The organism is Streptomyces sp. NPDC048142, assembly GCF_043202835.1.
In the GTDB taxonomy this organism is placed as follows: domain Bacteria; phylum Actinomycetota; class Actinomycetes; order Streptomycetales; family Streptomycetaceae; genus Streptomyces.
Window position 1 is genome coordinate 136,988 of the sequence record NZ_JBIDBC010000003.1, and the last position, 26,248, is coordinate 163,235.

Consider the following 26,248-nt stretch of genomic DNA (forward strand, 5'->3'; position numbering starts at 1 on the left):
GGAAGGGCCGGGGTTCAGCCGCCGACGTACGGGAAGGGCCTAGGTTCAGCCGGTGGCGTCCTTGGCCGGGGAGACGTGGGCGTACCAGCGTTCCGTCTCCTCCGGATCGAGGGCACGCTCCAGCAGGACGTCGCCGCGCATGCCGGGAAAGAAGCGGCCCGCGGGCCAGGACCGCCGGCAGGACGGCTCGTCCAGGACCAGCAGCCGGACACCGTCGACGACGGGAATGTCGGCCGGTGTGCCCTCGTTCCAGATCACTTCGCCGTCCGGGGCCACCAGGTCGAAGGAGCCCGCGGTGTCCACCTGCCCGGGGGTCTCCCGGCAGACGGCCACTTCCTGCGCCGACGGCGCGCGGCCCTCCACATGGCCGCCGCCTATGAGCGCGTCGGCGAGCAGGGTGTGCAGCTGGAAGTTGTCCCCGATGCCGGAGAACCGCAGGAGGTAGCCGGTGCCGCTCGTCCGGTGGAGGGCGACGAGCGGTTCGTCGTCCAGCACCAGGAGGGCGTAGGCGAGGGACTTCAGCTCCAGGCCGGAGGCCCGCTCCACCGCGCCGAGCAGCCGCAGCGCCTCGCCCAGCGGGCCGGCCGCCCGCCGCACGCCGGGATGGTTCAGCATCGCGACGGCGGCCATCTCCCACTGGGGAAGCGTCCACCAGCCGACGGCCGCCTCGAGACCGGCCCGCTCGACGAGCTCCGGGCCCGGCTCGCCGCCGTCCGGGGCGGGAAACGCGCCGCCACCGGTCGAGGCCCACGCGTCGGAGAACACCAGAGCGTGTTCCAGGGCCCACCGCAGCCCGGCCAGCACCCCCGGGGCGCAGCGCTCGGCGTCCGCACCGCGCTCGACGCAGGCCCCGACGAGCACGGCGACGACAGCACGGGGGCCGGGCGGCACCTGCTCCAGCACGGCGGCGAGCCGCGGCCCGCCGTCCAGCAGCTCCGGCTCTTTGGCCTGCCCGAAGGTCTCCTGCAACCGGATGAACGCCTTACCGGTCCGTTTGGTGTCCCGCGCCGTCACCGCGGCTTCGAAGTCGGCGACGGCACCCCCGAACCCGGCTTTACCGAATATCATTCCGGCACTTTATCGACCTGGCCCCGGGCCACACGAAGCCGGTCACCGTCAAGCGCTCCCACACCTCTCACCGTACGAACACACCGGCCCGCGCCGCGGCGGCCGCGGCGGCCGCGGCCCGGTCGGCCGCTTCCTCGTCCAGCGGCGCGCCACTGGCCAGCAGCCGGTAGTACAGGGGCGCCGACACCGCCGCGATCACCTCGCCCGGGTCCGTGCCGGCGGGCAGTTCGCCGCGTTCGACCGCCGCCTCGACGCAGCCGGACCACTCCCCGATCCGCACCGCGTAGAAGCGGTGCAGGGCATCGGCGGTCCGGGGGTCGCAGGTGGCGGCGGCGATGACGGACACGAAGAGGGGCCCCTGCCGGGGGTCGGTCAGCGTGCGGACCACGAGGCGGGCGTTGGCTCTGAGGTCCCCGGCCAGCGATCCGGTGTCCGTACGCGGCAGCGACTGCTCCGCCATGTCCGAGAGCAGATCGGCCACCAGTCCGGCGGGAGCGGACCAGCGCCGGTAGACGGTCGTCTTGCCGACCTCGGCCCGCCGGGCGACGCCGGCCAGGTCGAGCCCGTCGAAGCCGTGCTCGACCAGCGCGTCCCCGGTCGCACGCAGCACCGCCTCGCGCACCCGTGCGGTGCGGCCGCCGGGGCGCACGGTGCCCGGTTCCCCACCGTCGGCGTCGGCACCTTCAGAAGTCATAACGGGCCTCCAGTTCCATTAACAACGCTCCCCCTGTTACGGTGACGCCACCTTAACGGAACAACAGAACCATTAAGCCGTTCCGTGCTCAGGAAGGCGCCCTTGCCATGCCCCGTACCGCTCCCCCGTCCACCGGAACGACGGCCGTCCCCCGCGCCGCCGGCCCCCGCATGACGAGACGCCAGAGGCTCGTGCTGGCACTGCTGCTCGGCTCCCAGTTCATGATCGCGGTGGACTTCTCGATCCTGAACGTGGCCCTGCCCGTCGTCGGCGAAGGACTCGGCTTCTCCCTCGCCCACCTCCAGTGGATCGCCACGTCCTTCGCGCTCGCCGCCGCCGGATTCACGCTGCTCCTCGGACGCGTCGCCGACCTCGTCGGCCGCAAGAACCTGTTCATCGGCGGCATGGTCCTCCTCGGCCTCTCCTCCGCGCTCGGCGGCCTCGCCACCTCGCCCGAGGTCCTCCTCGTCGCCCGTGTGCTCCAGGGCCTGGCCACCGCGGCCGTCACCCCAGCCGGACTCGCGCTGCTGACCACCGCGTTCGAGGAGGGGCCGCTGCGCGATCGGGCACTGGGGCTCAACGGGGCCCTGATGTCGGCCGGTTTCACCGCCGGAGCGATCCTCGGCGGCCTCCTGACGGACCTGCTCTCCTGGCGCTGGGCCTTCTTCATCAACGTACCGGTCGCGGCCCTGGTCGTGATCCTGGCCCCGTCGGTGATCACCGATTCCCGGCCGGCGCGGCGGCCCCGGCTGGACGTGCCCGGCGCGGTCACCGTCACCGGCGGGCTGCTGCTGCTCGTCCTCGGACTCACGCAGGCCGGCGAGACCGGCTGGACCGCCCCCACCACGCTGGCCTCCCTGGCCGCCGGCGCCGTCCTGCTCACCGCGTTCGTCCGCATCGAGCAGCGGGCCGCCGCCCCGCTCGTCCCGATGCACATCCTGAAGCGGCGGAGTGTCGTCTGGGGCAATGCCGCCGGGCTGATCGCCTTCGTCACCGAGACCTCGCTGGTGTTCCTGCTCACCCTGTACCTCCAGGAGGTCCTCGGCTACTCCGCACTGGCCACCGGCCTCGCGTTCGGCGTGCTGGGCATCGGCACGGTCGTCGGCGGGCTGCTCGGCGGGCGGGCGGTGGGCCGGTTCGGCAGCCGGCGCGCCATCGTGCTGGGCGGGGCCGTCCAGGCCGTCGCCACGCTCTCCCTCGTGGCGCTCGGCACGTCCGGTTCCTGGATCTGGCTCCTGCTGACGGCCACCTTCGTCGGCGGTGCGGGCAACATGCTGATGATCGTCGGCTTCATGGTCACGGCCACCTCGGGCCTGCCCGACGAGGAGCAGGGGCGGGCCACCGGGCTGGCGACGATGACCCAGCAGGTCGGCATCGCCCTCGGCATCCCGGTGATGAGCGCGGTCGTCACCGCCCGGACGGGGGCCGTGACGGGGCCGGAGTCGGTACTGTCCGGCGTCTCCACCGCCATCCTCGTGAACTCCGCCCTGGTCCTGGCCGGCGCCCTGCTCGCCGGGTACTTCCTGGCGGAACGGGAACGGACGGCAGCGGCGGAGGGGTGAGCCGGGCGGGACCGGCCCGGCCCTGAGCCCCGGCCCCCGCGCCGCCCGGCCCCCGCGCCGCCCGGCAGCAGGTGGGCGGCCGGCGGGGGGACATGGCCGTGTACGCGTTGCTGAACACCGTCGGGCCCGCAGATGACCGGGCGGCGGCCATGAACTGAACAGCGAGGCGTTACGATCGCGGGCACCGCGGCCGACCGGCGGCCGACCGGCAGCCGAGCCCCAGGAGTACCGATCTTGTCCGCACCACGCATCGGCGTATCCATCGTGACCATGGGGGACCGCCCGCAGGCGGTCGAGGCGCTGCTGGCGTCGGTCGCCATGCAGGACGTCCGGCCCACCCGGCTCGTGATCATCGGGAACGGCACGGCACTCCCGGACTTCACCGCGTTCCCCGGCCTGGAGGACCTCGACGGCGGGGTGACCACCATCGAGCTGCCGGAGAACCTCGGCTGTCCGGGCGGCCGGAACGCCGGTCTGCGCAGGCTCGCCGAGATCGGCGACGTGGACGTGGTGATCGAGCTGGACGACGACGGGCTGCTGGTCGACAAGGACGTCTTCCGCCGGGTACGGGACCACTTCGCGGCCGACGACCGGCTCGGCATCGTCGGCTTCCGGATCGCCGACGAACACGGCGAGACCCAGCGCCGCCACGTGCCGCGTCTGCGCGCCGGCGACCCGATGCGCGGCGGCGCGGTCACCGCCTTCCTCGGCGGCGGCCACGCGTTCTCCATGAACATGCTGGAGCAGACCGGCCCGTGGCCCGCGGAGTTCTTCTTCACCCACGAGGAGACCGACCTCGCCTGGCGCGCGCTCGACGCGGGCTGGAAGGTGCTGTACGAACCCGAGCTGCTGCTCCAGCACCCGAAGACGTCCCCGGCCCGGCACGCGGTCTACTACCGGATGACGGCCCGGAACCGCGTCTGGCTCGCCCGCCGCAACCTGCCCCTCCCCCTGGTCCCCGCCTACCTCGGCACCTGGACCCTGCTCACCCTGGCCCGCACCCGCGACGCGAAGGGGCTGCGCGCCTGGGCGGGCGGCTTCGCGGAGGGCGTCCGCACGCCGTGCGGCGAGCGCCGCCCGATGCGCTGGTCCACGGTGTGGCAGATGACCCGGCTGGGCCGCCCCCCGGTCATCTGACCCGCCTCCGACTGCCTCAGGGGGCCCAGCGGTAGAGCACGTCCGGCTCGTTCTCCTCGTTGCGGGTGCCGTCGTCGAACGCGACGGCGGTGAACCCGTGCCGCTCGTAGAAGGCGCGGGCGGCGGCGTTGCGCTGGAACACGTACAGGTTCAGGGCCCCTTCGCCGCACCGCGCACCTCCGCCAGCAGCCGGCTGCCGATCCCGCGCCGCAGTACGTCGGGCCGCAGGTAGAGATGATCGAGCTCGTCGTCCCCCGCGAGCACGGCGAACCCGAGCAGTTCCCCGCCCTCCCCGGCCTCCTCGGCCACCCAGACCGCGGTGCTGGTGGGAAGCACGACATGGGTGATCCACGCGAGGGTGTCCTCGTCGCTGTGGACCCGGGGCAGATACGGCATGGCGGCGGCCCGGGAGGCCAGGAAGAGGCCGGTGACCGCCTCCGCGTCCCGGGCCGTCGCCAGGCGTATCCCCACCGCGGCCGGTACCGCGGCCGGCGCTGCGTCCCGCACCTCGTCCGGTGCCACATCCGGGGCCGCATCCCCTACCGCGACCCGTACCGCGTCCGAGGCCGTACGTCCGCTCACGTGCCTGTTGTCCGCCACCCGCATCACTCCACATCTCAGGGCCGGTACGTCCCCGCACGTACGGGTGGGGAACAATGGCCGAGGGCAGCAGACCATGCGAAGGGATCGGCGCGCAGGTGAAATACCGGTGCGGCGAGAGGGCCGGGGACACGCCGGGAAACACAGGGGGAGAAAGTCGCGATGAGCTGGTTCTGGTGGATTCTCATCTTTTTCTGGGTCGGGGGCTTCGCCTGGACCCAGGACACCGCCCGCAAGGCCCTGCGCAAGCGGCACAAGCGGAAGCTGGAACTGCTGAAGGCGAAGACGCAGGGGCAGCTCGCGATCGAGGCCGCGCACAAGCCGCCGGAGCCGATGTGCGGCTGCACCCACCATCTCGCCAAGCACGACAAGCAGGGCCGGTGCCATGAGCAGGTCGAGGTGCCGACCGCCTGGGACGAGAACAAGAAGCCACTGCGCTACGAGGCCGGACAGTGCACCTGCCAGCAGTACGTGGGCCCGCAGCCGCTCTCGCAGGTGTACGCGGAGGAGCTGACGGACCGCTGGCCGATCGAGCCGCCCGGCCGGGATCGGTGACCCTGCACGGAAACGGCGCGCGAAGGGGCCTCGGACCAGGTGGTGCCTGGTCCGAGGCCCCTGCCGCTCGCCGGCAGAACGAGTCGGCCTCTACGCCGAGCGAGGGCACCGATGGCCCAGTCCAGGGCCTCGCAGTCAAGTCGTTCCAGCAGTCGGCGGGCGGTCGCGGGGTGTAGGTTCACCCACTCCAAAGACGGTTTCCTAGGCAATATGAAACATTTCATACTAACGGACCCTCGCAGCAACACCGTCCGAAAACCGATCGATCGACCGACTCGAGCCATGAGATGATCGCCGCACCTCACTTCGCTCTAGCCGGAGCCGGTCCGCACTCCTTGGAGGCAACATGACTACCAGCCCCGGGGGACTCGAGGCACAACCCACTGCCACCACTTACGAGCTCGGAGACCTGATCCCGCTCGCGTGGGGTGGACGTATCCGCGTGCCTCATTTTCAGCGTGACTTCCGATGGCAGAGTCAGGATGTACTGCGCCTTTTCGACAGCATCGTCAAGGGTTATCCCATTGGCAACCTCCTGCTGTGGGTGCGAAAGCAGCAGCCGGAAAATTTTATGCTGGGGAAGCTCCAGCTGACGGCACCCGCCCATGACGAATCCCTGTGGGTCGTGGACGGTCAGCAGCGTTTGACCAGTCTGGCCAATGCACTCAGCCCCGACGGCCACCCCTATAAGCCCTTCAATGTTTATTACGACCTGGCTGCGAAGGAGTTCCTCGAGAGCCCTCCGTCTCGAGAGCCGCACCACATCGCCTTGCCTATCCTGTTCGACTTGAAGAAGCTACTCACTTGGTTCCGGACAGATGGGCTGACTGCTTCCGAGCATTTCGACGAAGCCGAGCGTGTCGCCACAGCTCTACGGCAGTACAAGGTCCCCGCATACCTCGTACGTCAGGACGACAGGGCAGTCCTGACTGACATCTTCGACCGCATGAATAACTTCGGTCGCAAGCTGAACCGCGGCGAGATCTTCTCCGCACTATACTCGGGTGAGGAGAAAGGTGCCGATGAGCGCCTCACGCTGGCCAAGATCTCGGACAATGTCGGGGCTCGAACCAGCTTCGGCAGCATCGACATCGGCACAGTACTCGCGTCAGTCCTTGCACGACGCGGACCTGACCCGATGCGGGACATCCGTGTGGAATTCTCCCTGGAAGGCCGTCGTACGCAGTCGGAATTCCCTGACGAGGACGAGCCCACCGCATTTTCCCAGGGGGAGGAAGCAGTGGTTCGGGCAGTCAACTTCCTGATCGGAGAGGCTGGGGTACCCCATATCTCCCTACTGCCTTACAGAGCCCTACTCGTAACGCTCACCCGGTTCTTTGCTCATTTCCCAAACCCGAAACCCAACAGCGTCCGATTGCTACGGAGACTGTATTGGAGGCTCTCGCTCGTCGGCCCGATGGTGTTTCGAGGGAGCTTCACACAGTTCAGCCGCACGCTTGGCGGGAAGATCAAGCCGGGAGACGAGGAGGGCTCGCTGCACGCCATGCTGGCCACCATCTCCGACGCCAACCCGGTACTGCCCAGCGCTGACCGCTTCCGAACCAACGAAGCGAACACTAAAATCATCCTAAGCGCCTGGTGGTCCCTCCGTCCCCGTTCGCTCACGACGGGGGAGGTCCTGGATGCGCAGAGCCTCGACACTCTGCTGAAGCAGGACAGGACCGCGGCGAATGCCGCCCCGCTGATCTACCCCCGTCTCAAGGACCCACGGTCAAGACTGTCACCCGCGAATCGGCTCTTCCTGCCCACTGAGACGGACCCTGTATCCGAGATTCCGGGAGCTCTCGCAGTGCAACCCTTGGAGATCGATGACCGGACCTGGGAAGCCGTACTGGCCTCACACCATCTTGACCGGAACACTGTCGCGTTGGCGGACGAGCACCGCGACGCGTTTCTGACCAAACGGCAGGAACGCATCCGCGAGCAGTTGAGTGATTTCATCGGTCGCATGGCCGAGTGGGACTACGAGGACACTCCCTCGCTCGACGCACTGGACCTGGACGACGAGTTCAACGAGCTCGAAGAGGGTGGCCTACCCGCAGCCCCCGAGGGTTACTGAACCTTCGCCGCGAGCGAACGGAATTCCACGATGAGTACACTTCCCGAGACTTACTACGCGGTCCTGCTTCACGGACAGCGCGTTGGAACGCTGTGCCAGAAGGGTGATTACACGCGCTTCGTGTTGAATGATCACTACCTGGAGGATCCGCAACGTTCCGTCCTCGGCCTACGCTTCGAGGAAAACCTCAGGGCGCCGTACGCATCAGCGCTACGACTGCCAAAGTGGTTTTCCAACCTTTTGCCCGAGGGCCCACTGCGCGAATGGATCGCCGACGACAGAGGCGTCTCCCTCGATCGGGAGATGGAACTCCTCGCGCAGGTAGGACATGACCTTCCAGGAGCCGTGCAAGTACTTCGGACAGCGGGCCCGGAAGACAGATGGGAGTGGCAGGAGCACTCTAATCATCGCGATTCATCGAAGAATGGGGATGCGAGCACCTCTCCTTGGCGATTCTCTTTGGCGGGGGTGGCACTGAAGTTCTCTATGCTGGGTAACGGCGACCGCTTGTCAGTCCCTGCTGCCGGCGAACTGGGTGACTGGCTGGTCAAGTTTCCCGACTACAGACACTCAGACGTACCACGCAACGAATTTTCGATCATGTCTCTCGCCAAGTCAGCTGGAATCAACGTTCCCGATGTACGCCTCCTTCATCGCGACCAGCTTGAAGGGCTACCCGACCGCATGTGGCCGAATTCCGAGGAATGGGCCTATGCCGTGCGGCGCTTCGATCGGACTACGGATGGAAGCCGGTCCCGGATTCACATCGAGGATTTCGCGCAAGTTCGAGACAAGTACCCGCAGGATAAATACCTGTCCACTTTTGAAACCGTGGCAGCAATCTCATATCGAGGTCAAGACGTAACCTCTCTCCGCGAAGCTGCGCGACGGATTGCATTCTCCGTTGCTGTCGGAAACGGCGACGCGCATCTCAAGAACTGGTCCCTGATCTACCGCGACGGACGCACACCTTCACTGTCTCCCGTTTATGACCTGGTATCCACGGTGCCCTATGTCCCAGGCGACGAGCCGGAGGACCTGGGCATGAAGTTCGGTGGCAGTAAGCGATTCAGCATGGTGACGCTCTCCCACTTCGAACGGCTTGAAGCCACGCTGGAGCGAAAGTTCGGCACCTCTGACGCTCATTTGGCAGCCGTGGCGGAGCAGGTGGTGCGGGCAGTCGACGAGCACTGGCCCGCTCACGATGGAACACTCGCGAACAATCCACCACTTCGTCAGGCAGTGGGCACCTGGATCTCGAAAACTACAGGGCGTCTACTCAAAGCACGATGAGGCCAATCGGGCTCATCGACCAAATGAGATAGCAACACCCTCCAGCTACTCCTCAAGAGTGTTGCTGCAGGAAGCGGCAGACGAGTCGTGCTGTACGCCGGGTTCTGTCTCCCGGTCGCCTCGCGGCGGCCGGGGAGACGGCCATCCATCTAGGGCCGGCATTGCTGCCGGCCTCGTGCGGTCTACCCGTGAACTCGGGCGAGCAGCCCTCGGACGTTCACGCAGGGCCGTCCCGTTTCCGGCACGACCCCATCTTGACCTTGCTCCGGGTGGGGTTTACCTAGCCGCCTGAGTCACCTCAGGCGCTGGTGGTCTCTTACACCACCGTTTCACCCTTACCCGCGACCGAAGTCCCGGGCGGTCTGTTTTCTGTGGCACTGTCCCGCGGGTCACCCCGGGTGGCCGTTAGCCACCACCCTGCCCTGTGGAGCCCGGACGTTCCTCGGGAGGATCCGAGGATCCTCACGCGGCCGTCCGCACGACTCGTCTGCCGTGATCGCCATCCTACCGGGCCGTACAGACAGAAAGCCCTGCCGGTGTCCCTCAGCCGAAGTCCCCGGTCTCCAGATCGAACGCGAAGGGCTCGGGCAGCGGGAGCGGCTTGCCGTACGGGATCGTGAGGAGCTGGCGGTAGTCGTCGTTCTCCGGGTCGCTGAACAGCGTCACCGAGCTCTCGTCCCGGTCGATGAGCAGGTAGAGCGGGATGCCGCCTCGGGCATAGCAGCGGCGCTTGGCCTCACGGTCGGCCTGCGGCTTGGTGGAGGTCACCTCCACCACCAGGGCAACGCCTTCACAGGGCATCCAGGATTCGGCGCCGCGGAAGAGGCGGAGCCCCGTGGGCGCGAACGTGCCGTCGGGGATCGCGTGGTTCTTCGGGCAGGCGCCCCCACTTCTCAGCTTCAGGCCCTTGTTCCCGGAGTAGTCCATGTCGGTGCGGGACTTCCTCAGCACCTGCTTCAGGACCACGTTGATGTAGTCCTCGTGATCCCCGTCCGGCGGCGGCGCCACAACGATCTCCCCCTCGATCAGTTCCGCCCGGAAGCCTTCCGGCGTGTCCAGGGCCAGGAAGCCCTCCAGAAGGACTTCTGCCTGTGTGAGCGGCTCGTGCGCCATGGCAGTCATGTCACGCTCCTTCCTCGGTCGCTCGCCAGACTGGGGCATCGGAAGACCAGCCGTCCGTGAGATGGGAGTCCTTCCCCCGATCGTGGCACAGGACTGCGGGGAGGGGGCGGAAGCAGCGGTGGCGGGGCCAGCGGGGCTGTCGCTTGACCTTGCCGCAGCGTCAACGTTTCTACTGGTCGCATGCGTATCGGAGAGATCGCCGCGCTCGTGGGAGTCACTTCCCGGGCCGTCCGGCACTACCACCACATCGGTCTCCTGCCCGAGCCCGCCCGGCAGGCCAACGGCTATCGCGCGTACACCGTCCGCGATGCCGTGCTGCTGGCCCGCATCCGGCGGCTGACGGAGATCGGGCTCTCCCTGGACAAGGTGCGGGACGTGCTCGCCGACGACGCGGGGCGGGAGCCGGCCGAGGTGCTCGGGGAGCTGGACGCCGATCTGGCGCGGCAGGAGCGGGAGATCCATGAGCGGCGGCAGGTCCTGGCCGCGCTGCTGGCGGCTCCGCTCTCCTCGGACGGGCCGCTCTCCCCCGCCCTGGCCGCGCTCCTGGAGCACGCGCCCGCCACCTCGTCCCCGGCCGCCGCGAAGGACCGCGAGCATCTGGCACTGCTGGACGCGGCGGGCGGCGGGGCCGGGGCCGGGGTGTTCGCGGCGCTGCGGCCGCTGGCCGAGGACCCGGGCGTACTCGCGCTGTACGAGCGGCTCGACGAGCTGGCCGGGGCCGGGATGGACGACCCGCGCATCGTGCCGCTGGCGGCCGAGCTGACGGCCGCCGTACCGGACGAGGTCCTGGCGGTGATCCCCGAGGGAGAGCCGTCGGCGACGGGAGTCGGGCGGGTGCTGCTCGACGACTACCCGCCCGCGCAGCGTGAGGTGGTCCGCCGGGTGATGGAGGCGCTGGCCGAGCGGGTACGGGGGACGACTCCGTGACGGCAGCGACCGAGCGGACGGCGGGGCTGCGGGTGGCGCGGGCCGCCGCGTGGTCGGTGCTGCCCGCCGAACTGGTGCTGGCCTTCTGTGTGGTGGCCGGGGTGCGGATACCCACTGCGGTCCTGCCGGCGGCCGAGGCCCTGGTGGTGGCCGTGCTCGTCCTGGACGCCTCGGTGCTGTGGCGGCTGTACGCGGCCCGACGACGGGCCGGGACCGGACGGCGGGAGGCCCTGCGGTCGGCGGTGGGCGTTCTGGTGCCGGTGGCCGTGCGGCGGCTCGTGACGCATGAGTTCCGGGCCCTGCACAGCCTCGGGCTGTGGGTCGTGCGCCGCCGCCACCGGATTCCGGAGGGCGCGCTGCCCGTCCCGTACACCGGGCCCCAGACCGGGGTGATGTACACCTTCGCCTTCGTCTGCGTCCTGGAGACGGTGGTGCTGGCCCTGGTGATCCCCTGGCCGCTGGTCCACGCGATCCTGCTCGTGGTGGATGTGTACGGCGTGGTCGTGGTCTTCGCGATGCACGCGGCGTGCGTGACGCGGCCGCATCTGGTGGCGGCGGACGGTTCGCTGCGGCTGCGCTACGGCGCCCTGTTCGACCTCCGGGTGCCCGCCGCTCTCATCGCCACCGCCCGGGTCGAGCGGCGCTTCCCGGGCGGCGGGCCGGTCCGGGTGGACGAGGACGGGACGCTCGATCTGGCGGTGGGGAGCCAGACGACGGTGACCGTGGAACTGACGGAGCCGGTGGGGTTCGTGCGGCCGCTCGGCCGTCGCGGGAGCGCCCGTACCCTCCGATTCAACGCGGACGATCCCCGGGCAGCCGTCGCGGCTCTCGTGACGCCCTCGCTCACGCCGGAGCGAACAGCACCGAACCCGTCCCCGGGCCTGCCCGCGTGAGCCGGACCCTCAGCCGTTCCCCCAGCGGCAGCGGGGCCGTGCCGCCCTCGATCCGGCCGATCACCGCCGGGTCCCGGAGCTGGACCGTGCCGACGGCCGGATCACGGTCCTGGACGTCGACGACGTACGCGTCGAAGACCTCGCCCACCCGGCCCTCCAGCAACGCCGCCTCGACCAGGTCGACGCAGTCCCGCTCCACGGTGTTGGCGCGGCGCGTTCCCTCGGCCATCTCCTTCGGGAGGGCGGGGAGCGCCTCCTGTACCCACGCGGGGGGCTCCTGCCCGGCGGTCGCGGCGAGGCAGAGCTCGGACGTGTACCGGTCGACCAGGCGGCGCAGCGGTGCGGTGCAGTGCGTGTAGAGGTCGGCGACCGCCGCGTGCACGGCGGGGTCGGGGAGTTCGCCGTCGTCGAAGGCGGTGTAGCCCGCGCCGCGCAGGAGGGTGGTGCACTCCTGGAGGAACGCCGCGTGGTTGCTCTTCTCCGGGTCGAGGGAGCGGACGACCTCGGCGTACGGGACGTGGTGCGGCCAGTCGACGCGCAGGGCGTGGGCGGAGTGCCGCAGCCGGGCGACGGCTCCGTCCGGGGCGATCGGCAGGGTGCGCAGGATGCCGGTGCCGGTGCCGGCCATGAGGCGGGCGGCGGCCATGCCGGTGAGCAGGGAGACCTGGGCGTTCCAGCCCTCGGCGGGGAGCGGGGCGCGGTAGGCGAGTCCGTAGGAGCCGTCCCGCTGGACGATCTCCTGCTCGGGGACGTCGAGCGAGATACCGCCCCGGGCCAGCTCCTGTTCCTCGCGCAGCCGTCCGATGTCCCGGAGCAGGGCGAGGGGCTCTTCGGCGGTGCCCGCGTCGATCTGCCGCTGGACGCCCGCGTAGTCGAGCTTCGCGCGGCTGCGGACCAGGGCCCGGCGTACGCCGGTGGCGACGGCCCGCCCGTCGCCGTCCAGGTCGATCCGCCACAGTACGGCCGGGCGGGTCTCGCCGGGGAGGAGGCTGGCGGCGCCCTCGGAGAGGACGGTGGGGTGGAGGGGGATCCGGTCGTCGGGGAAGTAGAGGGTGGTGGCCCGGCGGTGCGCCTCGGCGTCGAGCGCGCCGCCCGGCCGGAGATACGCGGCGACGTCGGCGATGGCGTAGTGCACGCGGAAGCCGTGCGGGCGGCGTTCCAGGTACATCGCCTGGTCGAGGTCCGTGGAGGCGGGCGGGTCGATGGTGAGGAACGGCAGGTCCGTGGCGTCCTCGTGGTCCGCCAGGTCCGGGGCGCGCGCCGCCTCCGCCGCCTCCGCGAGCGCCTCGGGCGGGAAGGCGCCGGGCAGGTCGAGCCCGGCGCGCAGCGCCCGCAGGGCGGCCCCGAGCGAGCAGTCGGCTGCACCGGTCATACGCAGATGGCGGCGGGGCATGGACCGAGCGTAGGCCGGGAGGGGCCGGGCGGCATCCGGGACGGGCGGCGTCCGGGGTGGTCGCCGTACCGGGCGGGCGGCATCCAGGGCAGTCGCCGTACCCGGGCGGGCGGCATCCGGGACGAGCGGCATCCGAACCCCTCGCCGTACGGGAAGCACCGGCCCGTCCCCGTACCCTTGCCGAGGACCCGGAGAGCCCGCACGCCGACCGGGTCCGCGCTTGCGCCGTACGTACGAAGGAGAACCGCCGTGCTCGTGCTGTTGCCGCCCTCCGAAGGAAAGGCCGCCTCGGGGCGCGGGGCGTCCCTGAAGCCGGAGTCGTTGTCGCTGCCGGGGCTCGCCCCGGCCCGTGCGGCGGTGCTGGACGAGCTGGTCGAGCTGTGCCAGGCGGACGAGGAGAAGGCCCGTGAGGTGCTGGGGCTGAGCGTGGGGCTGCGGGGCGAGGTCGGCAAGAACACCGAGCTGCGCACCGCCGGAGCCCGTCCGGCCGGGGAGCTGTACACCGGCGTGCTGTACGACGCCCTCGACCTGGCCTCGCTGGAGACGGCCGCGCGGCGGCGGGCGGCCACGTCGCTGCTGGTCTTCTCGGGGCTGTGGGGCGCGGTCCGCATCGGCGACCGGATCCCGCCGTACCGCTGCTCGATGGGGGTGAAACTGCCCGGTCTCGGCGCGCTCGGCGCGTACTGGCGTACCCCGATGGAGACCGTGCTGCCCGAGGCCGCCGGGAACGGGCTCGTCCTGGACCTGCGGTCCTCGGCGTACGCGGCGGCGTGGAAGCCGAAGGGTGAGGTGGCCTCGCGCACGGCGAGCGTGCGGGTGCTGCATTCCCAGCTGGTGGGCGGGGTGGAGAAGCGGTCCGTGGTGAGCCACTTCAACAAGGCGACCAAGGGCCGGCTGGTGCGCGATCTGCTGCTGGCGGGTGCGCGGCCGAAGGGCCCGGCGCAGTTGGTGGAGGTGTTGCGGGACCTCGGGTACGTGGTGGAGGCCGAGGCGCCGGCGCGGGACGGGCGGCCGTGGTCGCTGGACGTGGTGGTGACCGAGATTCACTGACCGGCCTCGCCCGGAGTGAAGGCGTTGCACATCGCGCAACGCTCGTTGCAGATGTCGCCTTGCGCGCGCAGGATGGCCCCATGACCTCCTCCGTGCCGTCCGCCACGCCGTCCACCGTGCCGTCCGCCCCGTCCGGCGCCTCCGTGCTGGATCTCGCGCCCGTCGTCCCCGTCGTCGTCCTGCACGACGCGGCCGACGCGGTGCCGCTGGCGCGGGCCCTGGTGGCGGGCGGGCTCCCGGCGATCGAGGTGACGCTGCGGACGCCCGCCGCGCTGGAGTCGATCCGGGCCATGGCCGCGGAAGTCCCGGGCGCGGTGGTCGGCGCGGGCACGGTGATCTCGCCGCGGCACGTACGGGACACCGTCGACGCCGGGGCCCGGTTCCTGGTCAGCCCGGGGTGGACCGACGCGCTGCTGGAGGCGATGAAGGCGTCCGGCGTACCGTTCCTGCCCGGCGTGTCGACCACCTCCGAGGTGGTGGCCCTGCTGGAGCGCGGGGTGCGGGAGATGAAGTTCTTCCCGGCCGAGGCGGCGGGCGGCACGGCCTATCTCAAGGCCCTGTCCGCTCCGCTCCCCCAGGCCCGGTTCTGCCCGACCGGCGGCATCACGCTCGCCTCCGCGCCGTCGTACCTCGCCCTGCCCAACGTCGGCTGCGTGGGCGGCAGCTGGATGGTCCCGGGCGACGCGGTGGCAGCGAAGGACTGGGACCGGGTGGCCCGCCTGGCGGCCGGGGCGGCGGCGCTCGCCGGGTAGCCGTGCCGACCCGGTCAGGCCGTGGACCGGGTCGTCGGGCTCCTGTTCCCGCCCCGCTGGCGCAGGTGGGAGGTGTCGTTGAGCAGGCGTACGGAGGCGTTGCCGTCCCCGTAATAGGCGACCGTGGAGATCGAGGCCGCCGACAGCTCCATCCTGAACAGCGCCTCCGGCGGGGCCCCCAGGGCAAGCCGGACGAGCGTCTTGATCGGGGTCACATGGGTGACGAGCAGGACCGTGCGGCCCGCGTACCGGGCGACGATCCGGTCCCGGGTGGCCGCGACCCGCTCGGCGACCTCAGCGAAGCTCTCGCCGCCGCCGGTCGGGGCGGTGTCCGGGGAGGCCAGCCAGGCGGTGAGGTCGTCGGCGTACCGCTCCCGCACCTCGCCGAAGGTCAGGCCCTCCCACGCGCCGAAGTCCGTCTCGCGCAGGCCCTCGTCGATCCGGACGTCCAGGCCGAGGCGGGCGGCGACGGCCGCGGCGGTCTCACGGCAGCGGCGCAGCGGGGAGCTGACGATCTCCTGGACGGCGCCCAGGGCGGCGAAGTGCCCGGCGGCCCGCTCGGCCTGGGCGCGGCCGGTGGCGGAGAGCTCGGGGTCGGTACCGCCGCTGCCGGAGAACCGCTTCTCGGGCGTGAGGGCGGTCTCGCCGTGCCGGAGCAGGATGAGCGTGGCGGGCGCGCCCAGGTCGGGGGCCGAACCCCAGCCGGCCTGCGGGGCTCCGGCGGACGCCGGCACGGCGGCCGGGGCGGTGGCGTCCGGCGCGGCCGCCTCCGGTACCGGAAAGAGCGTGTCGGCCGCCGGGGTGGCCGCGCCGCGGGCGGCCGCCAGAGCCGCACGGGCCCTGGCGGCGCCTGCGGCCTGGTCGCCGGGCGGGCCCTGGACCGGCGGCGGGGTGCTCGCCACGCGTGCCGGGGCGTCGAGCGCGGCCGTGGAGGCGGACGCCTCCCACTGCCTGCCGTCGCGGCCCGCGTCCATCGCCTCGTTGGCGAGCCGGTCCGCGTGCTTGTTCTGCGCGCGCGGGATCCACTCGTACGTCACACAGGACGGCGGCAGGACCGCGGCGGCGCGGGCCGCCAGCGGCTTCATGTCGGGGTGCTTGATCTTCCAGCGCCCCGACATCTGCTCGACGACCAGCTTGGAGTCCATCCGGACGTGGACCCGCAACGCGTCCCCCACGTCCGGGAACAACGCCTTCGCGGCCGTCAGACCGGCGATCAGGCCCCGGTACTCGGCGACGTTGTTCGTCGCGACCCCGATGTACTCGGCGGCCTCGGCGAGAGGCTCGCCGGTGGCCGGGTCGATGACGACCGCGCCGTAACCGGCGGGCCCCGGGTTGCCCCGGGATCCGCCGTCGGCCTCGACCACCAGCTGGCGGGCGACGCTCATTACAGGCCCGACTCCGAGGTGCGGACCAGGATCCGGTGGCAGTTCTCGCAGCGCAGGACCGTGTCGGGGGACGCGGCCCGCACATCGCCCACCTCGGCCATGTTCAGCTCCAGCCGGCAGCCCTCGCAGCGGCGCTGGTAGAGGCGGGCGGCGCCGACCCCGCCCTGCTGGGCGCGGAGCTTGTCGTACAGCTTCATCAGGTCGGCGGGGATGACCTCGGCGACGATCTGGCGGTCCTTGGTCACCGTGGCGGCCTCGGCGTCCAGCTCGGCGGTCGCGGCGTCACGGCGGGCGGTGGCGTCGTCGACCTTGGTCTGGACGGCGGCGACCCGCTCGGTCAGCTCGGCGACCCGCTCCTGGGCGCCCTCGCGGCGCTCCATGATCTCCAGGACGACGTCCTCCAGGTCACCCTGGCGCTTGGCGAGCGAGACGATCTCGCGCTGGAGGCTCTCCAGGTCCTTGGGCGAGGAGACCGCGCCGGAGTCCAGGCGCTCCTGGTCGCGGACGGCACGCTGGCGCACCTGGTCGACGTCCTGCTCGGCCTTGGTCTGCTCGCGGGTGGTGTCGCTCTCCTCGGTGGTGGAGGCGACCAGCAGGTCACGCAGCTGGGCGAGGTCGCTGCTGAGCTGCTCGATCTCGGCGTGCTCCGGCAGCGAGGTGCGCTTGTGGGAGAGCTGTGCGAGACGGAGGTCGAGGGCCTGGACGTCGAGAAGTCGGATCTGGTCGGCGGGCGCGGCGTTCAGTTGGGGGCTCCAGAGGAATGGTGGGTGGTCCAGGGGTCGGTGACCTGCTTCGAGACATGGACCCGCAGGTCCCATCCGTGGCGGTCGGAAAGCGCGTCGAGCTGGGCGGCCGCCTGCTCGCACCAGGGCCATTCGGTGGCCCAGTGCGCGGCGTCGACGAGGCCGAGCGGCGAGTGCCGCACGGCCTCGGACGCCGGGTGGTGGCGCAGGTCGGCAGTGAGGAAGGCGTCGACTCCGGCGGCGCGCACGGCCTCGAAGAGGCTGTCGCCGGAGCCGCCGCTGACGGCGACGGTGCGCACGAGCGCATCCGGGTCGCCGGCCAGCCGGATGCCCTGCGCGGTGGCGGGGAGCCGGGCGGCGGCACGGGCGGCGAAGTCGGCCAGGGTCTCGGGGTGGTCCAGCTCGCAGATCCGGCCGAGTCCGCGCCGGCCCCCGGGGTCGGTGGGGTCCGGCACGAGGGGGCCGGTGATCCGCAGGTCGAGGGCGCCGGCCAGGGCGTCGGAGACACCGGGGTCGGCGGTGTCGGCGTTGGTGTGCGCGACGTGGAGCGCGATGTCGTGCTTGATGAGGGTGTGGACGACCCGGCCCTTGAAGGTGTCGGCGGCGACCGTCGTCGTCCCGCGCAGATAGAGCGGGTGGTGGGTGACGATCAGCTGGGCGCCGAGCTCCAGGGCCTCGTCGGCGATCTCATGGACCGGATCGACGGCGAACAGCACCCGGTCGATCTCCGCGTCCGGATCTCCGCAGACCGTCCCGACCGCGTCCCATCCCTCGGCCCGCTCGGGGGGCCAGAGGGCGTCGAGGGCGGCGATGACTTCAGACAGACGGGGCACGGGAGAAAGGCTACCTGTCCGGCGTGGTCCGCCGCCCCTGGCCGCCGGACCTGTACGTCAGGACCGACGGCCCGGCACGAATCGTTACTTCTGGACGTCCGGCCGCCGCTCCTGGAGGTCCGGCCGGTGCACCCGCGCTTCCGGCTACTTCACCAGGTCGGCGCGGAGGTCGTCGAGGACCAGCCCGGCCGAGGTGACGCCGAGGCCCAGGTACCAGGTCTCGTCGGAGACGTCCTTGGCCCGGCCCTCCTTGACGGCCTTCAGGTTCTTCCACAGCGGGTTGGACCGGGCGGTGTCCCGCTGGGTGGCCTTCGCGTCGCCGTAGACGCCGGTGAAGATCCAGTCGGCGTCCGCCTCGTCGATCCGCTCCGGGCTGATCTCGGCGGCGAGTTCGTCGATCTGCTGGTTCTTGGGGCGCGGCAGGCCGACGTCCTCAAGGATCGTGCCGATGAACGAGGCCTTGGCGTAGAGCCGGAGACGGTCGGGCAGGTAGCGGACCATCGACACGGTCGGCTTGTCGGGACCGATGTCCTCGCCGAGCCCGACCGCCTTCTCCTCGTACGCGGCGAGCGCCGACTCGGCCTGCTTCGTACGGTCCAGCGCCTGGGCGTTGAGGAGGTAGTTCTCCTTCCAGGTGAAGCCCGGACGGATGGAGAACACGGTGGGGGCGATCTTGGACAGCTCGTCGTACTTGTCCGCGGCGCGGAGCTGACTGCCGAGGATCAGGTCCGGCTGGAGGCCCGCGATGGCTTCGAGGTTGAGGCTGTTGATCGTGCCGACGCTCTTCGGCTCGCCCGCGTCCTTCTTCAGGTACGAGGGGATGGCCGCGTCGCCCTCGCTGGGGGCGTAGCCGACCGGCTTCAGGCCCAGCGAGACCACGTTGTCGAACTCGCCGACGTCCAGTACGACCACGCGCTTGGGCGCGGCCTTGATCTCGGTCCTGCCCATGGCGTGGGTGACCGTACGGGGGAACTCGCCGGCCCCGGCGTCGGTGCCGTACCCCGCCGTCTTCTTCGCCGCGTCCGCGAAGTCCTTGCCCCCCGTGGCGACGGCGGCCTTCTTCCCGCCGCCCGCGTCGGACTTCGCCGCGTCCGTGTCCCCACCGTCACCGCCCCCGCAGGCCGACAGGGAGAGAGCGGCCGCCACGGCCAGGGCGACTGCGGCGGTACCGCGGGGCCGAAGGGACATCACTTGCTCCAGTTGATCCGCGTACGTGCTCGGGGGCACGGGTTCTTGGTTAGGGCTGCCTAACCATAGACACGGTCGCCTTCGACAGCACACTCACCCCTTTCAGCTCAGGAGAATCCAGACATCGCCACCCTTATGTGTGAAGTGAGGTGACTCGTGTTGTTCGGCTGGAAGTGCGAAACCTAGCTTTCGTAGCCGGAGGTGACGAGTCCATGACTGCCTGTGCCATCGAGGGTGGATCCGCCGGGGCCGCCGCGACGGCGGACCCCGAAGTCGAACCCGGAGCGGACCCTGAAGCGGAACCCGGAGCAGAACCCGGCATCGAAGGGTTCGGCGGCCCCGGAGGGTCCGCCGGGGCGGACGTTCCCGGCCTGCCCGGATCCGGTCCGGACGAGAAACCGGAGGCGTCGGGCGCCGCGCGCGGCCCCGTGTCGTCGGCCGGTGACGCGCCGCGTCCCGGCGGCTTCACGCTCACCGCGGACGGGGCATACGCCGCCCGGCTCACCGCGGCTCCCGGCCCGCCGGGCGAGCGCGCCTGGTATCCGGAGCGGTGGACGCTGGACGGGCCGGAGCCGTACGCGGTGCCCCTCCCCCTCGACCAGCCCGAGGAGCCGGACGCCCAGGTGGCGCCGCTCGCCGACGGGCGGGTGCTGATCCGGCGGCGGGTGGCGGACCGGCAGATGTTCTCGCTGCTCTACCCGACAGGGCCCGGGACCGGCGAACTCCTGCTGGGCGCGGTCGAGTGCGCCGGGATGACCCTGCTGCCGCCGTCACCGGACGGCCGGTGCGTGTACGCCCTGTCGGCCGGCGAGCACGACTCGTCGCTGTGGCTGGTGGCGGGCGGAGCGTTCGGGCCCGAGGAGGTCGCGCGGATTCCCGGGCGCTGTTCGGGTGGGGTGTGGCTGGACCGGTCCGGCCGGATACTGGCGCTGGACCGGCAGGCGCCGGGCGGCGGACCGGTCAAGGCGGTCGCCGTCGACCTGGGGCGGGGGGCCGAGGTGACGCCGCTGCTCCAGATCGCGCCGGGGAGCAACGACCGGCTGCTGCTCGCGGACGCCGACAGCGGGCTGCTGCTGCTCCGCTCCGACGCCCCGGGCCACGACCGGCTCGGCTGGGGGGTGCTGGGGAGCTGTCTGCCCGTCAGGTTCCCGGAGTGCCTGCGTCTCCCGGACGTGGCGGTGACGCCGTTCGCCGTACAGCCGGGTCAGATGCTGATGCCGGAGAGCTGCGCGGTGGCGCTGCGGATCGACGGGGCGGCGGGCAGCTGGGTGGGCGTCTGGCGTCCGGCGGGCCGGCGGCTGCACCAGTTCGCGGCCCCGCTGGGCTGGGTGCCGGGGGCCGGCTACTGGAGCCGGGACGGGGTGCTGCGTCTCCCGTACGCGAACGGCGCGACGCCCTGCGGCGTGGCGCTGCTGGACGCCCCGGAGGACGTGGAGCCCTCCCCCGCGACCGGCTGTACGCATGGCGGTGAGGGCGGAACGCAACCGTCCGCCGCCGTCACCGCTCCTGCTGTGTGCAGGCCCGTTCCGTTGGGGCAGGCGCCTCTGCACCGAGCCGCCCGGCCCGGCTGAGGGCCGGCCTGCCGCTCCTGGTGGATCCCGCATCCGACGCCGCGCGCCGATCCACCAGGAGCAGCGTCCCGTTGTTCGCGTACTGGTAGGTACGTGCATATTCCGATACGGAGATCCGGGGATGCTGCGGCAGCGCGGCGAGGTGCCGCAGCTGTCGTCGCGCGCCCGCCGGGATGAGCGGGACAGCCCTTAAGCTGGAAGCCTGGGCTACGCGGCCGTACCGGGCGGGTGCCGACGGTGACCGCGTCGGATGGCGGTGGCGGGGCTCGCGACACACGCAGGTGCGACACAGGTAAGCGATCACGACGGGGTGACTTCCCACATGTCCGAAGCCCGAACCGACACGACCCAGCAGCGCCCGACGGGGGCGGACGAGGGGGGCGCAACAGGCGGTTCCGGAAAGCACCGAGGGGGTGCGTCGGCGGAGAACACGTCGGTGCAGCCGCACGGCCGCCACCGCCGGCCGGCCGAAGAGGGGTCCAGGGCGGCCTGAGCCGCGCAGCAGACGCACGACAGCATGACGTGAGGGCCCGGACCGGCGGACAGCCGGTCCGGGCCCTCACCGCGTGCGGCCCTCCCCCGCTGCCGCCGCTACCCCCGCTTCAGGCCGAGGACCTCGGCCGCGGCGAAGGTCTCGCCCGGGGGCCGCTCCGCGTAGTACGGGGTGAGCAACCGGTCCAGCTCCGCGAAGGTGAAGGTCTCCTTCGCCGCGTCGAACCGGGCCGCCACCCGGGGCCGTTCGACGAGGGCGACCATGCCTCCGTGGACGACGAGCAACTGCCCGTTGACCCCGGCCGCCGCCGGTGAGGCGAGATAGCCGACGAGCGGGGAGACATGCTCGGGGGCCAGCGGGTCGAGGGCCCCGTCCGCCGGTTCCTCGAAGCCCGCGAACACGTCCTCGGTCATCCGGGTCCGGGCGCGCGGGCAGATGGCGTTGGCGGTGACGCCGTACTTGGCGAGAGCCAGTGCGGTGGAGGTGGTGAGTCCGACGATGCCGCCCTTGGCCGCCGCGTAGTTGGGCTGGCCCGCCGAGCCCGCGAGGAACGCCTCCGACGAGGTGTTGACGATCCGCCCGTAGACCGGACCGCCGGTCGCCTTGGAGCGGGCGCGCCAGTGGGCGGCGGCGAAGTGCGTGGTGTTGAAGTGGCCCTTGAGGTGGACGCGGATGACCGAGTCCCATTCCTCCTCGGTCATCGAGAAGACCATCCGGTCGCGCAGGATGCCCGCGTTGTTGACCAGGATGTCGAGCCGGCCGTGGGCGGTGACGGCCAACTCGACGAGCGTGCGGGCCTGTTCGTGGTCGGAGACGTCGCCGAGGTGGGCGACGGCCTGTCCGCCGGCCGCGCGGATCTCGGCGGCGACCTCCTCGGCGGGGGCGGCGGACGCCTCGCCGGAGCCGTCACGGCCGGGCTGCCCGTAGTCGTTGACGACGACGGCCGCGCCGAGGCGGGCCAGTTCGAGGGCCTCGGCCCGGCCGAGGCCGCGGCCCGCGCCGGTGACGATCGCGGACAGTCCGTCCAGCGGGAGGGGATGTGACATCGGATTCCTCAACGTCGTTGGTCGGGTGCCGGGTTCAGAGTTCGATGCAGGTACGCAGCGACTCGCCCGTGCGCATCTGGTCCAGGGCGTCGTTGACTCCGTCCAGCCGGACCCGGTGGGTGATCATCGATTCCAGGTCGATGCGGCCGGCCCGCCAGAGTGCGATGGTCCGTTCGTAGGAGCGCAGGACGTCCCCGCCGCCGTACATGGAGGGCAGGATGCGCTTCTCGTCGAAGAACAGCTCGAACATGTTGAGCTGGAAGTTGTCGTCCATGGCCCCGGCCCCGACGACGCACAGGGTGCCGCCGCGCCGGGTGTTCTCGTAGGCGGTGCGGGCGGTGGCGGACTTTCCGACGACCTCGAAGACGTAGTCGAAGCCCTCGCCGCCGGTGATGCGCTGTCCGGCGTCGGCCAGTCCGTCGGGGGCGACGGCCTCGGTGGCGCCGAAGCGCAGGGCGGCCTCGCGGCGGGAGGCGACCGGGTCGACGGCGACGATCTGGGCCGCGCCCCGGACCCGGGCACCCTGGATCGCGGAGATGCCGACGCCGCCGCAGCCGATCACCGCGACCGACGAACCGGCCTCCACCTTCGCCGTGTTGATGGCCGCGCCGAGGCCGGTGGTGACCCCGCAGCCGATCAGGGCGGCGATCTCGAACGGTACGTCGTCGGGGATCGGCACCGCGCCGCCCGCGCCGACGACGACCTCCTCGGTGAAGGTGCCGGTTCCCGCGAAGCCGAAGACATCACCGCCGGGGCGCCTGAAGTTCGGGGTGCCCGCGTTCATGAAGCCCGCCAGGCACAGCTGGGACTGGCCGCGCTTGCAGGACGGACAGGCACCGCAGGCGGGCAGCCAGCAGACGAGGACCCGGTCGCCGACGCTCAGGCCGGTCACTCCGTCGCCGACGTCGACGACCTCGCCCGCGCCCTCGTGGCCGGGGACGAAGGGGGCGGGCTGCGGGAAGACGCCGCTCATCGCGGAGACGTCGGAGTGGCAGAGGCCGGTGGCGCGGATGCGGAGCCTGACCTTTCCGGGGCCGAAGCCCACCGCCTCGACGTCGTCGAGGACTTCGAGCTTCTCCTGGCCTGTCTCGTGCAGTACGGCTGCGCGCATGGGTACGGCTCCCCTCACATCGTCATCTACATCGGAGTGTTGGAACGTTCAGGGGTGTGCGTTCAGGAGTGTGCGTTCAGGAGTGCTCGACGAGCGTGTCGGCGAGCACCGGTGCGTCGTCCCGCTCGGCGGCGGTGACCGTCACCTGGACGCGGCCGCCCCCGGTCCACATCCGGATGCGGAGGGTCTCGCCGGGGAAGACCACGCCGGCGAAACGGGTGCGGTAGGCGGTGATACGGGAGACGTCACCGTCCAGCAGAGTGTCGGTGACGGCCTTCAGGGTCATGCCGTACGTGCACAGTCCGTGCAGGATCGGCCGGTCGAAGCCGGCCAGCTCGGCGAAGTCGGGGTCGGCGTGCAGCGGGTTCCAGTCCCCCGAGAGGCGGTAGAGCAGCGCCTGGTCCTCGCGGACGGTCCGCTCGACCGTGCGGTCGGGGGCCCGCTCCGGCGGGGCGAGCCGGTCGGACGGACCGCGTTCGCCGCCGAAGCCGCCCTCGCCGCGTACGAAGATCTGGGCGTCGTTGGTCCACAGCGGTCCGTCGTCGTCGCCCGCCTCGGTACGCAGCACGATGACGGCGGCCTTGCCCTTGTCGTACACCGCGGCGACCTTCGAGGTCTGCACGGCGCGGCCGGTCACCGGGATCGGGCGGTGGACGCGCAGGGACTGCCCGCCGTGCAGGACGGCGGCGAGGTCCACGTCGATCCCCTGCGCGCCCATACCGCCGAAGGCGGCCGTCCCCCCGCCCGCGACGGTGGCGAAGCTCGGCAGCACCTGGAGCCGGGACTCCAGGGTGTAGCGCAGTTCGCCGGGGTCGGTGGCGGGGCTGCCCGCACCGAGGCCCAGGTGGTAGAGCTGAACGTCCTTGTGGTCCCAGCCGATCTCGGCTCGGCGGGGTTCGGCGGCCAGCGCCGTCCGGGCATCAATGGGCATGACGAAGCCGCTCCTTGATGGTCCTTGGTGTTCCTTGACGATCCTTGATGGTGGGGAGACCCCGGCGCGGCCGTCCGCACCGCCGGCCGCACCGAGGTCGTGCGGGGACCGGCAGGGCACGCCCCTTCTAGAACGCGTTCTAGCCGATGGCCCATGTATAACGCAGGCCACGGAAGTTGGGAAGACTGCTGACGTTGCGTCAGATCCCTGCGGCCGCGTCGAGCGGCCACGCCGGGCGGCGGAGCGTGCGCCGACGCCGGGCGGCAGGGCGTGCGGCTACGCCGGTCGGCTGGGCGTACGGCGCGGCCCGCGATGGTTCGGCAGCCAGATCAGCATCACGATCACTCCGGCCAGCAGCACCCCGCTCGCCGTACGGAAGGCCAGCGCGTAACCGGCGGTGACCTCGGCCGCGTCCCCGGAACCCGCGGTGCGTGCGGCGGCGACCGTGGAGAGCACCGCGAGGCCCAGCGCACCGCCCATGGTGCGGGAGGTGTTGACCAGGCCCGAGACGAGTCCGGCGTCGCCCGCGTCCGTGCCGGAGGTGGCGAGGGCGGCGAGCGGGGTGGAGGCGAGACCGGCCCCGGCCATCATCAGGACGCCGGGCAGACAGATCGCGGTGAGGTAGGAACCCTCCACGCCCATCGTGGACTGCCAGCCGAAGCCCGCGGCGGTGATCAGGACCCCGGTGACGGCGAGGCTCTTCGCCCCGGTACGCGTCATGAGGCGGGGGGCCAGCTTGGAGCCGATGATGACGGCGGCCGAGGTCGGCATCAGCGCGAGACCGGCCTGCAACGGCGTGTAGCCCAGGACGTTCTGGGCGTACACGGTCATGAAGTACCACATGGAGAAAGTCGCCGACCCCATGAGCAACATCGACACGTTGGCCGAGGACACCGCCCGTACGGAGAACACGCGCAGCGGGATCAGCGGCACGGCGGTGCGCGCCTCGACCAGGACGAAGGCGGCCAGCAGCGCGACTCCGCAGAACAGCGGCACGAGGGTGGCGGCGGCCGCCCAGCCCTCCGCCTCGGTCTGGACGATGCCGTACGCGACGGCGGCGAGGCCCGCGGTGACGAGGACCGCGCCCAGCAGGTCGATGCGGCGGCGGTCGCCCGCGCGGCCCTCGGTGATCCGCAGGGCGGCGGCGGCCAGGACGAGCGCGCCGATGGGCACGTTGATCAGGAGGACCCAGCGCCAGGAGAGGGCGTCGGTGAGGACCCCGCCGATGAGCCCGCCGGCCGCGCCGCCGCCCGCTCCGACCGCCATCCAGGTGCCGATCGCCTTCGTCCGGGCCGGGCCTTCGGGCACGGCCGCGGTGAGGATGGTGAGGGTGGCGGGGGCGAGGACGGCGGCCCCGAGGCCCTGCACGGCACGGGCGGCGAGGAGCTGCCAGGGCTCCTGGGCGAGGCCGCCGGCGAGGGAGGCGGCGGTGAAGACGCCGAGCCCGACGAGGAACATCAGCTTGCGCCCGTAGATGTCGGCGGCCCGCCCGCCCAGGAGCATGAACCCGGCGAACGCGATCGAGTACGCGTTGACGACCCACTGGAGCCCCCCAGCGCTCAGCCCCAGGTCGGCCCGCATGGAGGGCAGCGCCACGTTGACGACGGAGACGTCGAGGACGACGAGGAACTGGCCGGTGCAGGCGGCGAGCACGACGGCCCAGGTGCGGGGCCGTATTCGGGAGGAGGCGGACGGGGCGGAGACGGGCGCGGAGACGTCGGGCATGAAGGTCATGGTCCCAGGCGGCGACCGGCCCGTACATCGGGTACCGGATCCGGGTCTCGGGCCGCCCGGGTACCGGATCCGGGCTCGGGCCCCGGT

22 protein-coding genes, 1 other RNA gene and 1 pseudogene are annotated in these 26,248 nt (G+C 71.6%); 10 read left to right on the forward strand and 14 right to left on the reverse strand.

The features are described from left to right. Window positions 1-45 precede the first annotated feature (45 nt). Window positions 46-1,068 (reverse strand): hypothetical protein, encoded by a 1,023-nt coding sequence (locus tag ACGF2Y_RS05520; protein WP_392943400.1) that lies wholly within the window; start codon window positions 1,066-1,068, stop codon window positions 46-48. Between the two features lie 67 nt (window positions 1,069-1,135). After that, on the reverse strand, window positions 1,136-1,762 hold the full coding sequence (locus ACGF2Y_RS05525; RefSeq protein ID WP_392943401.1) for a TetR/AcrR family transcriptional regulator C-terminal ligand-binding domain-containing protein: 627 nt from the start codon (window positions 1,760-1,762) through the stop codon (window positions 1,136-1,138). A gap of 170 nt (window positions 1,763-1,932) precedes the next feature. On the opposite strand from ACGF2Y_RS05525, the gene ACGF2Y_RS05530 reads away from it, so the two are divergent. Beyond that, window positions 1,933-3,324 carry an MFS transporter gene (locus tag ACGF2Y_RS05530; RefSeq protein ID WP_392943671.1) on the forward strand — a complete coding sequence of 464 codons (1,392 nt, stop codon included), beginning with the start codon at window positions 1,933-1,935 and terminating at the stop codon, window positions 3,322-3,324. Between the two features lie 234 nt (window positions 3,325-3,558). Beyond that, window positions 3,559-4,461, forward strand: coding sequence for a glycosyltransferase family 2 protein (locus ACGF2Y_RS05535; protein ID WP_392943402.1), 903 nt, complete (start codon window positions 3,559-3,561; stop codon window positions 4,459-4,461). 16 nt (window positions 4,462-4,477) lie between these two features. On the opposite strand, the pseudogene ACGF2Y_RS05540 reads toward ACGF2Y_RS05535, so the two are convergent. Then, window positions 4,478-4,968 (reverse strand): annotated as a pseudogene (locus ACGF2Y_RS05540) (GNAT family N-acetyltransferase). A 255-nt stretch (window positions 4,969-5,223) separates the two neighbouring features. Between ACGF2Y_RS05540 and ACGF2Y_RS05545 the strand changes: the two are divergent. The 3 genes from ACGF2Y_RS05545 to ACGF2Y_RS05555 all read left to right on the forward strand — a co-directional run bounded on the left by ACGF2Y_RS05545 (window position 5,224) and on the right by ACGF2Y_RS05555 (window position 8,989). Beyond that, window positions 5,224-5,616: a hypothetical protein gene (locus ACGF2Y_RS05545; protein ID WP_392943403.1), complete on the forward strand. Its 393-nt coding sequence runs from the start codon at window positions 5,224-5,226 to the stop codon at window positions 5,614-5,616. A 346-nt stretch (window positions 5,617-5,962) separates the two neighbouring features. Beyond that, window positions 5,963-7,696, forward strand: coding sequence for a DUF262 domain-containing protein (locus ACGF2Y_RS05550; RefSeq protein WP_392943404.1), 1,734 nt, complete (start codon window positions 5,963-5,965; stop codon window positions 7,694-7,696). Between the two features lie 30 nt (window positions 7,697-7,726). Beyond that, window positions 7,727-8,989 (forward strand): type II toxin-antitoxin system HipA family toxin, encoded by a 1,263-nt coding sequence (locus ACGF2Y_RS05555; RefSeq protein WP_392943405.1) that lies wholly within the window; start codon window positions 7,727-7,729, stop codon window positions 8,987-8,989. Between the two features lie 77 nt (window positions 8,990-9,066). Here ACGF2Y_RS05555 and rnpB read toward each other — a convergent pair. Beyond that, an RNA gene (gene rnpB, locus ACGF2Y_RS05560) (RNase P RNA component class A) lies at window positions 9,067-9,475 on the reverse strand. Between the two features lie 57 nt (window positions 9,476-9,532). Then, complete coding sequence (locus tag ACGF2Y_RS05565) at window positions 9,533-10,102, reverse strand: Uma2 family endonuclease (protein ID WP_392943673.1); 570 nt, start codon at window positions 10,100-10,102, stop codon at window positions 9,533-9,535. 189 nt (window positions 10,103-10,291) lie between these two features. On the opposite strand from ACGF2Y_RS05565, the gene ACGF2Y_RS05570 reads away from it, so the two are divergent. Both ACGF2Y_RS05570 and ACGF2Y_RS05575 read left to right on the forward strand, forming a co-directional pair. Beyond that, the gene (locus tag ACGF2Y_RS05570; protein ID WP_392943406.1) at window positions 10,292-11,038 is read left to right on the forward strand and encodes a MerR family transcriptional regulator; all 747 of its coding nucleotides are present in this window, start codon (window positions 10,292-10,294) and stop codon (window positions 11,036-11,038) included. Further along, window positions 11,035-11,931, forward strand: a complete 897-nt coding sequence (locus ACGF2Y_RS05575; protein WP_392943407.1) for a hypothetical protein — start codon at window positions 11,035-11,037, stop codon at window positions 11,929-11,931. The genes ACGF2Y_RS05570 and ACGF2Y_RS05575 overlap by 4 nt, the downstream gene beginning before the upstream one ends. Here ACGF2Y_RS05575 and ACGF2Y_RS05580 read toward each other — a convergent pair. Continuing rightward, entirely contained in the window at window positions 11,882-13,303 is a 1,422-nt protein-coding gene (locus ACGF2Y_RS05580) for an RNB domain-containing ribonuclease (RefSeq protein WP_392943675.1), read from the reverse strand. The two genes, ACGF2Y_RS05575 and ACGF2Y_RS05580, sit on opposite strands and share 50 nt — an antisense overlap. A 270-nt stretch (window positions 13,304-13,573) precedes the next feature. Here ACGF2Y_RS05580 and yaaA point away from each other — a divergent pair, with 270 nt between their 5' ends. Continuing rightward, window positions 13,574-14,374 (forward strand): peroxide stress protein YaaA, encoded by an 801-nt coding sequence (gene yaaA, locus ACGF2Y_RS05585; RefSeq protein ID WP_392943408.1) that lies wholly within the window; start codon window positions 13,574-13,576, stop codon window positions 14,372-14,374. Between the two features lie 80 nt (window positions 14,375-14,454). Next, entirely contained in the window at window positions 14,455-15,126 is a 672-nt protein-coding gene (gene eda / locus ACGF2Y_RS05590; protein WP_392943409.1) for a bifunctional 4-hydroxy-2-oxoglutarate aldolase/2-dehydro-3-deoxy-phosphogluconate aldolase, read from the forward strand. 14 nt (window positions 15,127-15,140) lie between these two features. On the opposite strand, the gene ACGF2Y_RS05595 is transcribed toward eda, so the two are convergent. The 4 genes from ACGF2Y_RS05595 to ACGF2Y_RS05610 form a co-directional block, all read right to left on the reverse strand. Next, window positions 15,141-16,511 (reverse strand): bifunctional RNase H/acid phosphatase, encoded by a 1,371-nt coding sequence (locus tag ACGF2Y_RS05595; RefSeq protein ID WP_392943410.1) that lies wholly within the window; start codon window positions 16,509-16,511, stop codon window positions 15,141-15,143. Next, window positions 16,511-17,254: a zinc ribbon domain-containing protein gene (locus tag ACGF2Y_RS05600; RefSeq protein WP_392943677.1), complete on the reverse strand. Its 744-nt coding sequence runs from the start codon at window positions 17,252-17,254 to the stop codon at window positions 16,511-16,513. The genes ACGF2Y_RS05595 and ACGF2Y_RS05600 overlap by 1 nt, the downstream gene beginning before the upstream one ends. Continuing rightward, window positions 17,251-18,087 carry a Nif3-like dinuclear metal center hexameric protein gene (locus ACGF2Y_RS05605; protein WP_392943411.1) on the reverse strand — a complete coding sequence of 279 codons (837 nt, stop codon included), beginning with the start codon at window positions 18,085-18,087 and terminating at the stop codon, window positions 17,251-17,253. The genes ACGF2Y_RS05600 and ACGF2Y_RS05605 overlap by 4 nt, the downstream gene beginning before the upstream one ends. 144 nt (window positions 18,088-18,231) lie before the next feature. Beyond that, complete coding sequence (locus ACGF2Y_RS05610; protein ID WP_392943412.1) at window positions 18,232-19,275, reverse strand: ABC transporter substrate-binding protein; 1,044 nt, start codon at window positions 19,273-19,275, stop codon at window positions 18,232-18,234. 212 nt (window positions 19,276-19,487) lie between these two features. Here ACGF2Y_RS05610 and ACGF2Y_RS05615 point away from each other — a divergent pair, with 212 nt between their 5' ends. Further along, entirely contained in the window at window positions 19,488-20,846 is a 1,359-nt protein-coding gene (locus ACGF2Y_RS05615) for a hypothetical protein (RefSeq protein WP_392943413.1), read from the forward strand. A 591-nt stretch (window positions 20,847-21,437) separates the two neighbouring features. Here the strand turns inward: ACGF2Y_RS05615 and ACGF2Y_RS05620 are convergent. The 4 genes from ACGF2Y_RS05620 to ACGF2Y_RS05635 all read right to left on the reverse strand — a co-directional run bounded on the left by ACGF2Y_RS05620 (window position 21,438) and on the right by ACGF2Y_RS05635 (window position 26,161). Continuing rightward, entirely contained in the window at window positions 21,438-22,385 is a 948-nt protein-coding gene (locus tag ACGF2Y_RS05620) for a 3-oxoacyl-ACP reductase (RefSeq protein WP_392943414.1), read from the reverse strand. A 34-nt stretch (window positions 22,386-22,419) separates the two neighbouring features. Next, window positions 22,420-23,496, reverse strand: coding sequence for a Zn-dependent alcohol dehydrogenase (locus ACGF2Y_RS05625; RefSeq protein WP_392943415.1), 1,077 nt, complete (start codon window positions 23,494-23,496; stop codon window positions 22,420-22,422). A gap of 76 nt (window positions 23,497-23,572) precedes the next feature. Continuing rightward, window positions 23,573-24,427 carry a MaoC/PaaZ C-terminal domain-containing protein gene (locus tag ACGF2Y_RS05630; RefSeq protein WP_392943416.1) on the reverse strand — a complete coding sequence of 285 codons (855 nt, stop codon included), beginning with the start codon at window positions 24,425-24,427 and terminating at the stop codon, window positions 23,573-23,575. Between the two features lie 276 nt (window positions 24,428-24,703). Next, the gene (locus ACGF2Y_RS05635; RefSeq protein ID WP_392943417.1) at window positions 24,704-26,161 is read right to left on the reverse strand and encodes an MFS transporter; all 1,458 of its coding nucleotides are present in this window, start codon (window positions 26,159-26,161) and stop codon (window positions 24,704-24,706) included. Window positions 26,162-26,248: the final 87 nt, after the last annotated feature.

Coding starts and splice junctions, on each gene's coding strand:
- ACGF2Y_RS05565 (WP_392943673.1), bottom strand. CDS start 10,102: ATGGCGCACGAGCCGCTCACACAGGCAGAAGTCCTTCTGGAGGGCTTC.
- ACGF2Y_RS05630 (WP_392943416.1), bottom strand. CDS start 24,427: ATGCCCATTGATGCCCGGACGGCGCTGGCCGCCGAACCCCGCCGAGCC.
- ACGF2Y_RS05520 (WP_392943400.1), bottom strand. CDS start 1,068: ATGATATTCGGTAAAGCCGGGTTCGGGGGTGCCGTCGCCGACTTCGAA.
- ACGF2Y_RS05635 (WP_392943417.1), bottom strand. CDS start 26,161: ATGACCTTCATGCCCGACGTCTCCGCGCCCGTCTCCGCCCCGTCCGCC.
- ACGF2Y_RS05610 (WP_392943412.1), bottom strand. CDS start 19,275: ATGTCCCTTCGGCCCCGCGGTACCGCCGCAGTCGCCCTGGCCGTGGCG.
- ACGF2Y_RS05530 (WP_392943671.1), top strand. CDS start 1,933: ATGACGAGACGCCAGAGGCTCGTGCTGGCACTGCTGCTCGGCTCCCAG.
- ACGF2Y_RS05625 (WP_392943415.1), bottom strand. CDS start 23,496: ATGCGCGCAGCCGTACTGCACGAGACAGGCCAGGAGAAGCTCGAAGTC.
- ACGF2Y_RS05595 (WP_392943410.1), bottom strand. CDS start 16,511: ATGAGCGTCGCCCGCCAGCTGGTGGTCGAGGCCGACGGCGGATCCCGG.
- ACGF2Y_RS05550 (WP_392943404.1), top strand. CDS start 5,963: ATGACTACCAGCCCCGGGGGACTCGAGGCACAACCCACTGCCACCACT.
- ACGF2Y_RS05615 (WP_392943413.1), top strand. CDS start 19,488: ATGACTGCCTGTGCCATCGAGGGTGGATCCGCCGGGGCCGCCGCGACG.
- ACGF2Y_RS05570 (WP_392943406.1), top strand. CDS start 10,292: ATGCGTATCGGAGAGATCGCCGCGCTCGTGGGAGTCACTTCCCGGGCC.
- ACGF2Y_RS05555 (WP_392943405.1), top strand. CDS start 7,727: ATGAGTACACTTCCCGAGACTTACTACGCGGTCCTGCTTCACGGACAG.
- ACGF2Y_RS05620 (WP_392943414.1), bottom strand. CDS start 22,385: ATGTCACATCCCCTCCCGCTGGACGGACTGTCCGCGATCGTCACCGGC.
- ACGF2Y_RS05580 (WP_392943675.1), bottom strand. CDS start 13,303: ATGACCGGTGCAGCCGACTGCTCGCTCGGGGCCGCCCTGCGGGCGCTG.
- ACGF2Y_RS05545 (WP_392943403.1), top strand. CDS start 5,224: ATGAGCTGGTTCTGGTGGATTCTCATCTTTTTCTGGGTCGGGGGCTTC.
- ACGF2Y_RS05525 (WP_392943401.1), bottom strand. CDS start 1,762: ATGACTTCTGAAGGTGCCGACGCCGACGGTGGGGAACCGGGCACCGTG.
- eda (WP_392943409.1), top strand. CDS start 14,455: ATGACCTCCTCCGTGCCGTCCGCCACGCCGTCCACCGTGCCGTCCGCC.